At 67.1% G+C, this 12810-nt stretch carries 14 protein-coding genes; all 14 read left to right on the top strand.

All coding sequences use genetic code 11. The features are described 5' to 3' along the window. The first annotated feature begins 93 nt into the window (after nucleotides 1–93). Complete coding sequence (locus NS3_RS16055) at nucleotides 94–759, top strand: L-threonylcarbamoyladenylate synthase (RefSeq protein ID WP_067860431.1); 666 nt, start codon at nucleotides 94–96, stop codon at nucleotides 757–759. Between the two features lie 37 nt (nucleotides 760–796). Further along, on the top strand, nucleotides 797–1963 hold the full coding sequence (locus NS3_RS16050) for an MraY family glycosyltransferase (RefSeq protein WP_373865317.1): 1167 nt from the start codon (nucleotides 797–799) through the stop codon (nucleotides 1961–1963). 70 nt (nucleotides 1964–2033) lie between these two features. Further along, nucleotides 2034–2492 (top strand): Cg1360 family ATP-synthase-associated protein, encoded by a 459-nt coding sequence (locus tag NS3_RS16045; RefSeq protein ID WP_067860427.1) that lies wholly within the window; start codon nucleotides 2034–2036, stop codon nucleotides 2490–2492. Nucleotides 2493–2808: 316 nt separating this feature from the next. Beyond that, on the top strand, nucleotides 2809–3588 hold the full coding sequence (atpB, locus tag NS3_RS16040) for a F0F1 ATP synthase subunit A (RefSeq protein WP_507762083.1): 780 nt from the start codon (nucleotides 2809–2811) through the stop codon (nucleotides 3586–3588). 79 nt (nucleotides 3589–3667) lie between these two features. Then, on the top strand, nucleotides 3668–3913 hold the full coding sequence (locus NS3_RS16035; RefSeq protein WP_067860423.1) for an ATP synthase F0 subunit C: 246 nt from the start codon (nucleotides 3668–3670) through the stop codon (nucleotides 3911–3913). Nucleotides 3914–3918: 5 nt separating this feature from the next. After that, the gene (locus NS3_RS16030) at nucleotides 3919–4476 is read left to right on the top strand and encodes a F0F1 ATP synthase subunit B (RefSeq protein WP_067860421.1); all 558 of its coding nucleotides are present in this window, start codon (nucleotides 3919–3921) and stop codon (nucleotides 4474–4476) included. A 19-nt stretch (nucleotides 4477–4495) separates the two neighbouring features. After that, a complete protein-coding gene (locus NS3_RS16025; protein WP_067860419.1) occupies nucleotides 4496–5305 on the top strand; it encodes a F0F1 ATP synthase subunit delta in 810 nt (269 codons plus the stop codon). A gap of 104 nt (nucleotides 5306–5409) precedes the next feature. Continuing rightward, entirely contained in the window at nucleotides 5410–7047 is a 1638-nt protein-coding gene (gene atpA / locus NS3_RS16020; RefSeq protein ID WP_067860417.1) for a F0F1 ATP synthase subunit alpha, read from the top strand. Between the two features lie 69 nt (nucleotides 7048–7116). Continuing rightward, nucleotides 7117–8088, top strand: a complete 972-nt coding sequence (locus tag NS3_RS16015) for a F0F1 ATP synthase subunit gamma (RefSeq protein WP_067860415.1) — start codon at nucleotides 7117–7119, stop codon at nucleotides 8086–8088. 78 nt (nucleotides 8089–8166) lie between these two features. Beyond that, nucleotides 8167–9615: a F0F1 ATP synthase subunit beta gene (atpD, locus tag NS3_RS16010; protein ID WP_067860413.1), complete on the top strand. Its 1449-nt coding sequence runs from the start codon at nucleotides 8167–8169 to the stop codon at nucleotides 9613–9615. 6 nt (nucleotides 9616–9621) lie between these two features. Next, nucleotides 9622–10014 carry a F0F1 ATP synthase subunit epsilon gene (locus tag NS3_RS16005; protein ID WP_174550479.1) on the top strand — a complete coding sequence of 131 codons (393 nt, stop codon included), beginning with the start codon at nucleotides 9622–9624 and terminating at the stop codon, nucleotides 10012–10014. A 200-nt stretch (nucleotides 10015–10214) separates the two neighbouring features. Further along, nucleotides 10215–10637 carry a DUF2550 domain-containing protein gene (locus NS3_RS16000; RefSeq protein ID WP_067860409.1) on the top strand — a complete coding sequence of 141 codons (423 nt, stop codon included), beginning with the start codon at nucleotides 10215–10217 and terminating at the stop codon, nucleotides 10635–10637. 22 nt (nucleotides 10638–10659) lie between these two features. Then, on the top strand, nucleotides 10660–11259 hold the full coding sequence (locus NS3_RS15995; RefSeq protein WP_067860407.1) for a cob(I)yrinic acid a,c-diamide adenosyltransferase: 600 nt from the start codon (nucleotides 10660–10662) through the stop codon (nucleotides 11257–11259). Nucleotides 11260–11310: 51 nt separating this feature from the next. After that, the gene (gene murA, locus NS3_RS15990) at nucleotides 11311–12624 is read left to right on the top strand and encodes a UDP-N-acetylglucosamine 1-carboxyvinyltransferase (protein WP_067860405.1); all 1314 of its coding nucleotides are present in this window, start codon (nucleotides 11311–11313) and stop codon (nucleotides 12622–12624) included. Nucleotides 12625–12810 lie beyond the last annotated feature (186 nt).

Below are 12810 nucleotides of genomic sequence, written 5' to 3'. Positions count from 1 at the left end.
CCGGGCCGGTGTCCCCGCCATGACGGCACACCGCGTTGGTGACCGTGGCGGCCTGATACGGGTCTTCACCGCGCCGCGTGACAGGATGGGGGCGTGAGTACCGTCTACGACTGCGCGGATTCCGACTCGCGCGCTGCCGGACTGACCGCGGCCACCAGCGCCCTGAAGTCCGGGCGACTCGTGGTGATGCCCACCGACACCCTGTACGGGCTGGCGGCAGACGCCTTCGATTCGACCGCCGTCGCCGAACTGCTGGCCGCCAAGCGGCGCGGTCGCGACATGCCGGTCCCGGTGCTGGTCGGGTCGTGGAACACGATCGACGGGCTGGTGTTCTCGGTGCGCCCGCAGGCCAGGGAGCTGATCCGGGCGTTCTGGCCCGGTGGGCTGAGTCTCGTTGTGCAGCAGGCACCTTCGCTGGCCTGGGACCTCGGTGACACGCGCGGCACGGTGATGCTGCGGATGCCGTTGCACCCCGTCGCGCTGGATCTGCTGCGCGAGGTCGGCCCGCTCGCGGTCTCCAGCGCCAATGTCTCCGGTCAGCCGCCCGCCACGACCGTGGCCGAAGCGCGTGAACAGCTCGGCAGCCTGGTGTCGGTCTACCTCGACGGCGGACCGGCCGCGCACGCGGTGGCGTCGACCATCGTGGACCTGACCGCCGATCAGCCCAGAGTGCTGCGCGAGGGCGCGGTGGCGGTCACCGAGATCGCCGAAGTGCTCGGAATGTCGCCGGACGAACTGATCACCCCCGCGGCCCGGTGAGGCGTGTGAGCACACCCGTGATCGGACGGTGTCCGGCGTGATCCTGGCGTTCTCCGGCGCCGGCTCTGTGGTCCCACTCCGCGAGCTCGTCCTGGTCCTGCTCGTCTCCGCGACCGTGACCTTCCTGGCCACCGGTGGCGTGCGGGTGCTGGCGATCGGCTTCGGCGCCATCGCGGTCCCGCGCGCTCGCGACGTGCATCTGGAGCCGATCCCGCGCATGGGCGGTGTCGGCATGTACACCGGCGTCGTCGCCGCCGTCTTGTTCGCCCACCAATTGCCCGCGCTGCGACGAGGTTTCGACTACGCCCCGGACATCCCGGCGGTACTGGTCGCGGCCACGCTGATCGTGGTGGTCGGCATCATCGACGACCGCTGGGGTCTGGACGCGCTCACCAAGTTCGCCGGTCAGGTCACCGCCGCGGGCGTGATGGCCATGATGGGGCTGAGCTGGTTCGTCATCTACAACCCCTTCGACGACTCGACCGTGGTGCTCGACGCGCTGCAAGGCGGCCTGGTCACCGTCGCCATCACGGTGACCCTGATCAACGCGATGAATTTCGTCGACGGTCTCGACGGGCTGGCGGGCGGTCTGGGATTGATCGCGGCGAGCGCGGTTTTCGTGTTCTCGGTGGGCCTGCTCTACGAACAGGGCGGCTCGGTCGACACCTATCCACCCGCGCTGCTGGCCGCCGCGCTGGCGGGCGCGTGCCTGGGATTCCTGCCGCACAATTTCCAGCCCGCCCGGATATTCATGGGCGATTCCGGTTCGATGCTCATCGGCCTGATGCTGGCGGCGATCTCCACCGGCGCGTCCGGGCGAATTCCGCTGCAGGGTTACGGCCCGCGCGACATCGTCGGCCTGCTCTCACCGGTACTGCTGGTCGGCGCGGTGATGTTCATTCCGGTGCTGGATCTGCTGCTGGCGATTCTGCGCCGGGTGCGCGCGGGCGTGAGTTTCTCGACCCCGGACAAAATGCACCTGCACCACCGGTTGTTGCAGATCGGCCATTCCCATCGCCGGGTGGTGCTGCTCATCTACTTGTGGGTCGGTGTGCTCGCATTCGGTGCGGTCGGCACGTCGCTGATGGATCGCAGGGTGGTCGTGTTGCTGATGGCGGGCGGACTGGTGTTCGCGCTCGTGGTGACCGCGATACCTGGTTTGCGGAGCCGGGACGAGTCCCGACACACACCGCCGCCCGGGTAGCGGCACCCGCGCCGGGTAAAGACCACGGCGGCTCGGCGGGCGCTCCCGGGGACTGGGTACAGTCGGTCACGTGAGTTTCACGCCTACCCCCGTGCCCGGTCCCGACGCCCCGCTGAAGGCCGCGCTGCGCTACGGCCTGATCGGTCTGGCGGCGCTGGTGGTCCTCGCCGCGGCCATCGGGACCGCCGCGGCCGGGCTGCCCGGGTTGTGGGGCGCGCTGCTCGGGTCGGCCATCGGCGGGGTGTTCATCCTGACCACGGCGGCGGTCGTGCTGTTCGGCGCGCAGCTGCCGCCGAGCACCGCCGGCCTGGTCATGCTGGTCAGCTGGGTCGGCAAGGTGCTGCTGGTGCTGATCGCGGTGGCGGTCCTGACCCGCTTCGACTTCTACGACCGCGTGGTGCTGTTCCTGACCGTCATCGGCGCGCTGGTGATCGTGCTCGGCGCCGAGACCGTCGGCGTTGTGCGCCAGAAGGTCCCGTACGTGACCACCCCCGCGGGTGACGGCGATGCCTCCGGCACCCCGCAGTGACTTCACCCCCCTACACAGTGTCGTAGACCCCTTGGTAAAGTGTTGGTAAGCAAGCAACCAAGCGAGGGGTAGTCTCCTGGACCGCCTGTGGTGCCGCTATGCTTACTGCCGTACCGCGCCTGACGAGGGTGTGGTTCTGCATGTCGACGATGTCGCCGACACACGTACAGACGCCTAAGCGGATTTGCCGCCCAGCTGCTGACGAACTTCGAGCCGACCTCAGTCGACCAAATTGATCGTCAATGTCCGATCGAACCGCGGGAATGAAACCCACCTCGCGGCCCGAACACGGGAGAGAACGCTGAGCGTCACCACTTTGGCGGCGGGTGAGTTCCACGCGCCGTCGCTAACCGACTTCTTCCCTCCAGCTGTGCTGTTCGAGGGAACGCCGTTCGAACTCGATCGTTTGATGCTGGTCCGCCTGCTGATGACGGCTGTTCTGGTGGCCGTCATGTTCTTGGCGTTCCGGAGTCCGAAGATCATTCCACGCGGCCTGCAGAATGTCGCCGAAATCGGCCTGGTCTTCGTCAAGGAGCAGATCGCCGAAGAGGTGCTGGGCAAGGAAACCGGCCGCAAGTTCTTCCCGCTGATCGCGACGATCTTCTTCACGGTCCTCTTTCTGAACATCTCCGGCGTGATCCCGTTCTTGAACATCTCCTCGAACGCCCGGATCGGCATGCCGCTCGTGCTGGCCGCGATCGCCTACATCGCGTTCAACTACGTGGGCATCAAGAAGTACGGCTTCTTCACCTACATGCGTTCCAGCATCGTCGTGCCCAACGTGCCGCCCGCGCTGCACGTGCTGCTGATCCCGATCGAGTTCGTCTCGACGTTCATCCTGCGCCCGTTCACGCTGACCGTCCGTCTCATGGCGAACATGCTGGCCGGCCACATCATGCTGGTGCTGTTCTTCAGCGCCACCTGGTACTTCCTGTTCGACGCCACCGCCTGGATGAAGGTGTTCTCCCCGTTCTCGCTGATCGCGGGTCTCGGGTTCACCCTGTTCGAGCTGCTGGTCGTGTTCCTGCAGGCCTACGTGTTCGCCCTGCTGACCGCTGTCTACATCGGTCTCGCCGAGCACGCCGACTCCCACTGACCCGACCGCACAACAACAACGTCAGACCTGCTACACCTCGCCGCCCGGCGGGTGAGCAAAAGAAAGGGAAAGAAGACTCATGAGCCTCTCGTACCTGGCCCAGGAAGCTGCCAACGAGTCGACGCTGAAGGGCCTCGGAGCCGTCGGTTACGGCCTGGCCGCCATCGGCCCGGGCATCGGTGTCGGCATCGTTGTCGGTAAGGCGATCGAAGGTATGACCCGCCAGCCCGAGATGATGGGCACCGTCCGCACCAACATGTTCCTCGGCATCGCGTTCACCGAGGCGCTCGCCCTGATCGGCCTCGTCGCCGGCTTCATCTTCTGATTCCGATGTACGAGTACGCAGTACTGGCAGCGGAGGGTGAGGATGTGAATCCTCTCCTCCCCGCAACGTACGACATCGTCTGGTCGATCGTCTGCGTCGCGATCATCGCCGCGGTCTTCTACAAGTTCGTGATCCCGAGCCTGAACAAGGTTCTGGCCGAGCGCACCGAGAAGATCGAGGGCGGTATCGCCAAGGCCGAGGCCGCACAGGTCGAGGCCCAGCAGACGCTGCAGCAGTACCAGCAGCAGCTGGCCGACGCCAGGCTGGAGGCTGCGCGCATCCGTGAGGAAGCGCGTACGCAGGGCCAGCAGATCCTCGCGCAGATGCGCACCGAGGCCCAGGCCGAAAGCGACCGCATCGTGGCCGCGGGCCACTCGCAGCTGGAAGCCCAGCGCCAGCAGATCCTCACCGAGCTGCGTTCCGAAGTCGGCCGCACGGCCGTCGACCTTGCCGAGAAGATCATCGGTCAGTCGGTTTCGGACGAGGCCAAGCAGGCCGCATCGATCGAGCGCTTCCTGAGCGAGCTCGATTCTTCCGATGCCGGCATCGGGGTCGGAAGGTAACGACGCGAAAGTGAGAAGCATGTACGCAGCGAGCCGCGAGGCAAGCTCCCGGTCCAGGGAAGCGCTTCGGGCCGCTCTGACCGGAAGCGACAGTGTTGCCGCCACGACGGGTTCGGAACTGTTCGCCGCCGTGGCCGTGCTGGACGACCAGCGTTCGCTGCGTGTTGCGCTCGCGGACGTGTCGGTGCCTGGTTCCGCACGCGCCGAACTGAGCGAGCGGGTCTTCGGCGGCAAGGTCAGCGTCGCCACCTTGGCGGTGCTGACCACTGCCGTGGCGCAGAACTGGTCGCGCACCTCCGACCTGGTCGACACGCTGGTTCTGCTCGGGCAGGAAGCGCTGCTCGAGTCGGCCGCCAACGCGGGCAGGCTGGACGCGGTCGAGGACGAGCTGTTCCGGCTGGGCCGGATCATCGCCGACAACCCCGACCTCGAGCAGGCGCTCTCCGATCGCGCGAAGCCCGTCGCGGCCAAGCGTGAACTGCTGACCCGCCTGCTGACGGGTAAGGCCGAGCCGGTCACCGTCTCCCTGGCCGAACAGGTGGTCACTCGGGAAGGCACCGCCATCGGCACCGCCTTCGACGAGCTGTCCGACTTGGCCGCGTCGCGTCGTGAACAGATCGTCGCGTACGCACGTGCCGCGATCGCCCTGACGCCGCAGCAGCGGGAGCGGTTGTCCGCCTCCCTGCAGCGCATCTACGGCAAGCCCGTCACGGTGCACGTGCAGGTCGACACGAGCCTGCTCAGCGGGCTGGTCGTCCGGATCGGCGACGACGTGATCGACGGCAGTGCCGTCGGCCGACTGGAGCGGCTGCGCCGGGAACTGGCCTAGCGGCCGGGGCCGGGAACTGGCCTAGCGGCCGGGGCCGGGAACCGGCTTGGCGGCCGGCCACCACACCGACATTCGAGACCCTTACAGCGAGAGCAGGACAGAACATGGCGGAGCTGACGATCTCCTCCGACGAGATCCGTAGCGCGATCGAGAGCTACACCCAGAGCTACACCCCCGAGACCTCCATCGAAGAAGTGGGTCTCGTCACCGACACCAGTGACGGCATCGCGCACGTCAGCGGCCTGCCCTCGGCGATGGCCAACGAGCTGCTCGAGTTCCCCGGCGGCGTGCTCGGCGTGGCGCTCAACCTCGAGGACCGCGAGATCGGTGCGGTCATCCTCGGTGAGTACGCCAAGATCGAAGAGGGCCAGCAGGTGCGCCGCACCGGCGACGTGCTCTCGGTCCCGGTCGGCGACAAGTTCCTCGGTCGCGTGGTGAACCCGCTCGGCCAGCCCATCGACGGCCTCGGCGAGATCGAAGCCGAAGAGCGCCGCGTGCTCGAGCTGCAGGCCGCGACCGTGCTGGAGCGCCAGCCGGTCGAGGAGCCGATGGCCACCGGCATCACCGCCATCGACGCGCTGACCGCCATCGGTCGTGGCCAGCGTCAGCTGGTCATCGGTGACCGCAAGACCGGCAAGACCGCGGTCTGCATCGACGCGATCCTGAACCAGAAGGCCAACTGGGAGTCCGGCGACCCCACCAAGCAGATGCGCTGCATCTACGTCGCCATCGGCCAGAAGGGTTCCACCATCGCGGGCGTCAAGGCCGCGCTGGAAGAGCACGGCGCGATGGAGTACACCACCATCGTCGCGGCCCCCGCGTCGGATTCCGCCGGCTTCAAGTGGCTGGCCCCCTACACCGGTTCGGCCATCGGCCAGCACTGGATGTACCAGGGCAAGCACGTCCTGATCGTGTTCGACGACCTGACCAAGCAGGCCGAGGCCTACCGCGCCATCTCGCTGCTGCTGCGCCGTCCGCCGGGCCGCGAGGCGTACCCGGGTGACGTCTTCTACCTGCACTCGCGTCTGCTCGAGCGTTGCGCCAAGCTCTCCGACGCGATGGGCGGCGGCTCGATGACCGGTCTGCCGATCATCGAAACCAAGGCCAACGACGTCTCGGCGTTCATCCCGACCAACGTCATCTCCATCACCGACGGCCAGGTCTTCCTCGAGTCCGACCTGTTCAACAAGGGTGTCCGCCCGGCGATCAACGTCGGTACCTCGGTTTCCCGCGTCGGTGGCGCCGCCCAGACCAAGGGCATGAAGAAGGTCGCCGGTTCGCTGCGTCTGGAGATGGCGCAGTACCGCGAGCTGGAGGCGTTCTCCGCCTTCGCCTCCGACCTCGATGCCGCGTCGCTGGCGCAGCTCGAGCGCGGCGCGCGCTGGGTGGAACTGCTCAAGCAGGATCAGTACTCCCCGGTCGCGGTGGAAGACCAGATCGTCTCGATCTTCCTGGTCGACGCCGGCTACTACGACTCCGTGCCGGTCGCCGACATCCGCCGCTTCAACGCCGAGCTGATCGAGGACCTGCACCGCACCGCTGCCGACGCGTTCGCCTCGATCGCCGGCGGCAAGGTGCTCGACGCCGAGAACGGCGACGCGATCAAGGCGGCCACCGACAAGTTCAAGCAGGGCTTCCTGGCCTCCGACGGCAGCCGTGTCGTGAACGAGCCCGCCGCGGGCGAGCTCGGCCACGAAGAGGTCGAGTCGCTGTCGGTCACCCGCAAGCGCGTCGAGAAGTAACCGGTCGAGTGATGCGCTATCCGATTGTCGGCCTCGAGCCGACCAGGGCGAACGAAGGGAGGGCGAACCGTGGCTAGCTTGCGTGAATTGCGCTCCCGCATTCGTGGTGTGAATTCGATCAAGAAGATCACCAAGGCCCAAGAGCTGATCGCGACCTCGCGAATCTCCAAGGCGCAGGCCAGAGTCGCCGCCGCGAAGCCATACGCGGAGGAGATCACCAAGGTGCTCGGCGAGCTCGCGAGCGCGTCGAAGAACCTGTCGCATCCGCTGCTGACCGAGCGCGCGAACCCGCGCCGGGCGGCCGTGCTGGTGATCACCAGCGACAGCGGCATGTGCGGTGGTTACAACTCGAACGTGCTCAAGCGCGCCGAAGAGCTGATGACCACCCTGCGCGGCGAGGGCAAGGAGCCGGTGCTCTATGTCATGGGCGCCAAGGGTCTGACCTACTACACCTTCCGCAGTCGGCCGCTCGTGTCGTCGTGGATCGGGTTCTCGCAGCAGCCGAAGTACACCGATGCTTCGGCCGCCTGCAACCACCTGGTCGAAGCGTTCATGGCCGGCTCCGACGGCGAGGTGCCGCACCCGCACGGTACCGGCGACATCGCCGGTGTCGACGAGCTGCACATCGTCTACACGCGGTTCGTCTCGATGCTCACCCAGACCCCGGAGGTGCGCCGCCTGGCGCCGATCCAGGTGAGCTTCGTCGACGAGAACTTCGATATGGGCGCGGACTCGTTCTCCGACTCCCCGACCGCCGAGGTTCAGGCGCAGTACGAATTCGAGCCCGACGCCGATGTGCTGCTGGCGGCCCTGCTGCCCAAGTACATCAACACGCGTATCTACGCGTCGTTGCTCGAGGCAGCGGCATCCGAGTCCGCGGCTCGGCGCACCGCAATGAAGGCGGCCACCGACAACGCCAACGAACTCGCCAGCGTCCTGCAGCGCGAGGCCAACTCGGTACGTCAGGCCCAGATCACGCAGGAAATCAGCGAAATCGTCGGCGGCGTGAACGCGCTGGCGTCGAGCTCGGACCGCGACTAGAAGCGCCGCGGCCTGAGCGAGGGGCCGTAACCACCGGCCCGCCCAGGCCGCAACCAGACACGGAGAGAACCAACACCAATGACCGCAGCTGTCACACAGGACAACACGAGCCGGACCGGCGCCGCCGCAGGTCGCGTCGTCCGCGTCATCGGCCCCGTCGTGGACGTCGAGTTCCCGCGCGGCTCCATCCCCGAGCTGTTCAACGCTCTGCACGCCGAGATCACCCTGACCTCGGTGGCCAAGACGCTGACCCTCGAGGTCGCTCAGCACCTCGGCGACAACATCGTCCGCACCATCTCCATGCAGCCGACCGACGGCCTGGTCCGCGGCGCGACCGTCACCGACACCGGCAAGCCGATCTCGGTGCCCGTCGGCGACGTCGTCAAGGGCCACGTCTTCAACGCCCTCGGCGACTGCCTGGACACCCCCGGCCTGGGCCGCGACGGCGAGCAGTGGGGCATCCACCGCAAGCCGCCGAGCTTCGACCAGCTCGAGGGCAAGACCGAGCTGCTCGAGACCGGCATCAAGGTCATCGACCTGCTGACCCCGTACGTGAAGGGCGGCAAGATCGGTCTGTTCGGTGGCGCCGGTGTCGGCAAGACCGTTCTGATCCAGGAGATGATCACCCGTATCGCGCGTGAGTTCTCCGGCACGTCGGTGTTCGCCGGCGTCGGTGAGCGCACCCGTGAGGGCACCGACCTGCACCTGGAGATGGAAGAGATGGGCGTCCTCCAGGACACCGCCCTCGTCTTCGGTCAGATGGACGAGCCGCCGGGCACCCGTATGCGGGTCGCGCTGTCGGCGCTGACGATGGCGGAGTACTTCCGCGACGTGCAGCACCAGGACGTGCTGCTGTTCATCGACAACATCTTCCGGTTCACCCAGGCCGGTTCCGAGGTGTCGACCCTGCTCGGCCGTATGCCCTCCGCCGTCGGTTACCAGCCCACGCTGGCCGACGAGATGGGTGAGCTGCAGGAGCGCATCACCTCGACCCGTGGTCGGTCCATCACCTCGCTGCAGGCCATCTACGTGCCCGCCGACGACTACACCGACCCGGCGCCCGCGACGACCTTCGCCCACCTGGACGCGACGACCGAGCTCTCCCGCCCGATCTCGCAGAAGGGCATCTACCCCGCCGTCGACCCGCTGACCTCGACCTCTCGTATCCTCGAGGCCTCGATCGTCGGCGACCGGCACTTCGCGGTGGCCAACGAGGTCAAGCGGATCCTGCAGAAGTACAAGGAACTGCAGGACATCATCGCGATCCTCGGTATGGACGAGCTCTCCGAGGAGGACAAGGTCCTCGTCGGCCGCGCCCGTCGTCTGGAGAAGTTCCTCGGCCAGAACTTCATCGTGGCCGAGAAGTTCACCGGTCAGCCCGGCTCGGTCGTTCCGCTGGAGCAGACCATCGACGACTTCGACCGGGTCTGCAAGGGCGAGTTCGACCACTTCCCGGAGCAGGCGTTCAACTCCTGCGGTGGTCTCGACGATGTCGAGAAGGCCGCGCAGAAGATCGCCGGAAAGTAGTAACCGATGGCGGCTGAGTCTGCGAAAGACATGTCTGTTGATCTCGTCGCTGTCGAGCGGCGGCTCTGGTCCGGCCGGGCCACCTTCGTCAGCGCCAAGACCACCGAGGGCCAGATCGGCATCATGCCGGGCCACGAGCCCCTGCTCGGCCAGCTGGTCGAGGGCGGGATCGTGAACATCGTCCCGGTCGATGGTGAGCGGATCGTGGCCGCCGTGCACGGTGGTTTCTTCTCCGTGACCGCCGGCACGGTGCGCATCCTGGCCGAGTCCGCGGACTTCGCGGGTGAGGTCGATGTCGACGAGGCTCGCAAGGTGCTCGCGGACGACTCCGCGAGCGAGGAGGAACTGCGCGCGGCGCAGGGCCGGGTCCGCGCGGTCGAGCAGGTCGCGAACGCCTGATCGCATCCCGGTTCGTAAACCCGTACTGTCGGCGGCGAGGCATTGCCTCGCCGCCGACAGTCGTTTCACCCGAAGGTGACAGGCCGACCGGCTGCCGGTCCTTTGTAGACTCGTGTTTGAATGTCCCCATCGCTGGGTATCCGGCACCGTTCTTCCAGCGGTGCGGGTGAACGAAAGGACGGACCGCATTGCACACCGGGATGGTTGTCTTGATCATTCTGGTGTTGTTGCTGGTCGCGGTAGCGTCGATATCGGTCTACCGGCTGAGCATGCTCCGCCGCGGCGGCACCTCGGCTCTCCTGCGGGTGCTGCCCGCCAACGGCGGCCAGGGCTGGCGGCACGGCCTGATCCGCTACGACGAGGATCGCCTCGTCTTCTTCAAACTCACCAGTCTCAAGCTCGGTCCCGATTCGGTGATCCACCGCCGCGGCATCGAGATCGGCGATCGGCGCGGTCCGGTCGGCGACGAATTCGACATCATGAGTGAGGAAATCCTCGTCACCGAGGTCTCCGATGCCCACGGCCGCTACGAGCTCGCCCTCGATCGGGGCGCTCGGGCGGCTTTCCTGTCCTGGGTGGAGTCGCGGCCCTCGGATCGCGCCAGGCGTATGCGCGGTATGTGACACCGGCTCTACGCTGGTCCTCGTGAGCGTGCACCTGACGAGGATCTACACCCGAACCGGCGACGACGGCACCACCGGACTCAGCGATTTCTCGCGAGTGTCCAAGACCGATCCGCGTCTTGTCGCCTACGCCGACTGCGACGAGACCAACGCCGCGATCGGCGTCGCCATCGCACTCGGTGATCCCGCCGGACTCGGCGAGCCCGGCGAACATCTGACCAAGGTGCTGCGCCGCGTCCAGAACGACCTGTTCGACGCGGGCGCGGACCTGTCCACCCCGGTGGTCGAGGAGCCGAAGTACCCCCCGCTGCGTATCCGCCAGGACTACATCGACCGGCTGGAGCAGTGGTGCGACGAGTTCAATGCCGAACTCGCGCCGTTGAATTCGTTCATCCTGCCCGGCGGCACCCCGCTGGCCGCGCTGCTGCACACCGCGCGCACCGTGGCACGTCGCGCCGAGCGCTCGGCATGGGCGGCGGTGGCCGCGCATCCCGACGACACCAGTGTCCTGCCTGCCAGATACCTGAACCGGCTGTCGGATCTGCTGTTCATCCTGAGCCGCTACACCAACCCGGCCGGTGACATCCTCTGGCAGCCGGGCGGCGGCGAGTCGGCCGAATGAGGATGCCCTACACGCGGATGGCATCGCCCTGTGGTGGATAAGCTACGCGGTGTGAGTGAACGGTTTCTGGTCACCGGCGGCAGTCGCCTGGTCGGCGAAGTCGCGGTGGGCGGCGCGAAGAACAGCGTCCTCAAGCTGATGGCTGCCGCGTTGCTGGCCGAAGGCACGACGACGATCACGAACTGCCCGGACATCCTCGATGTCCCCCTGATGGCCGAGGTCCTACGTGGCCTCGGCTGCGATGTCGTGATCTCCGACGCCGCGCCGGGGGACCGTTCGGTGGTGGCCATCACCACGCCGTCCGAGCCGAAGTACCACGCGGACTTCCCGGCAGTCACCCAGTTCCGCGCCTCGGTGTGTGTGCTCGGTCCGCTGATGGCCAGGTGCAAGCGGGCGGTCGTCGCGCTGCCGGGCGGGGACGCCATCGGCTCGCGTCCGCTGGACATGCACCAGGCCGGCCTGCGCCTGTTGGGCGCGACCAGCGAGATCGAACACGGCTGTGTGGTCGCCCGCGCCGAGGAACTCCGTGGCGCGCGCATTCGGCTGGACTTTCCCTCGGTGGGCGCTACCGAGAACATCCTGATGGCAGCTGTGCTCGCCGAGGGCGAGACAGTCATCGACAATGCCGCCCGCGAACCCGACATCGTCGACCTGTGCAACATGCTCGTGCAGATGGGCGCGCGGATCAGCGGCGCCGGCACCTCGGTGCTCACCATCCAAGGCGTCGAGCAGTTGCATCCCACCGAACACCGGGTGATCGGCGACCGGATCGTCGCCGCCACCTGGGGGATCGCGGCCGCCATGACCCAGGGGGACGTGCGTGTCACCGGCGTCAACCCCAAGCATCTGGCGCTGGTGCTGGACAAGCTGCGCTCGGCGGGCGCGCGAATCTCGTTCGAAGTGGACGGTTTCCGCGTCATCCAGCCCGAGCGGCCGCGTGCGGTGAATTTCTCGACGCTGCCGTTCCCCGGCTTCCCGACCGATCTGCAGCCGATGGCGATCGGTCTCGCGGCGATCGCCGACGGCACGTCGATGATCACCGAGAACATCTTCGAGGCCCGGTTCCGGTTCGTCGAAGAGATGATCCGGCTGGGCGCCGACGCCCGTACCGACGGTCACCACGCCGTGGTGCGCGGAATCCCACGGCTGTCGAGTGCCCCGGTCTGGTCCTCCGACATCCGTGCGGGTGCGGGCCTGGTCCTGGCCGGCCTGGTGGCCGATGGCGTCACCGAAGTGCACGACGTCTTCCACATCGATCGCGGCTACCCGAACTTCGTCGAACAGCTGCAGGCGCTCGGCGGCGGAGTCGAACGGGTCGGCGTAGCACGGACAGATCGCGAACGTGTCGGCGAAAATGCCCTCTGACCAGGCGATTTGACATGATCATCTGCGCCACGTAACTTATTAAACGTCAGAGCGACACGGACACCGACCCGGAGCCGAGACGCAGAGCCGAAAGGCTCGGCGGGGCCTGGGAAACGAGGTAGGACGAGGAGCGCCTGGCAATCACACTGGCTCGATCAGGCCCCCGATTTGGTTCGGGGCGAAAGT

This window comes from Nocardia shimofusensis NBRC 100134 (genome assembly GCF_001613125.1).
Taxonomy (GTDB): domain Bacteria; phylum Actinomycetota; class Actinomycetes; order Mycobacteriales; family Mycobacteriaceae; genus Nocardia; species Nocardia shimofusensis.
Note: the sequence above shows the minus strand (reverse complement) of the source record. Positions and strands in the feature narration are given on the sequence as shown.

What these genes read in the sequence shown, in the direction of transcription:
- atpD (WP_067860413.1), top strand. Translation starts at nt 8,167, where the DNA reads ATGACCGCAGCTGTCACACAGGACAACACGAGCCGGACCGGCGCCGCC.
- NS3_RS16000 (WP_067860409.1), top strand. Translation starts at nt 10,215, where the DNA reads ATGGTTGTCTTGATCATTCTGGTGTTGTTGCTGGTCGCGGTAGCGTCG.
- NS3_RS16005 (WP_174550479.1), top strand. Translation starts at nt 9,622, where the DNA reads ATGGCGGCTGAGTCTGCGAAAGACATGTCTGTTGATCTCGTCGCTGTC.
- atpA (WP_067860417.1), top strand. Translation starts at nt 5,410, where the DNA reads ATGGCGGAGCTGACGATCTCCTCCGACGAGATCCGTAGCGCGATCGAG.
- NS3_RS16025 (WP_067860419.1), top strand. Translation starts at nt 4,496, where the DNA reads ATGTACGCAGCGAGCCGCGAGGCAAGCTCCCGGTCCAGGGAAGCGCTT.
- NS3_RS16035 (WP_067860423.1), top strand. Translation starts at nt 3,668, where the DNA reads ATGAGCCTCTCGTACCTGGCCCAGGAAGCTGCCAACGAGTCGACGCTG.
- NS3_RS16030 (WP_067860421.1), top strand. Translation starts at nt 3,919, where the DNA reads ATGTACGAGTACGCAGTACTGGCAGCGGAGGGTGAGGATGTGAATCCT.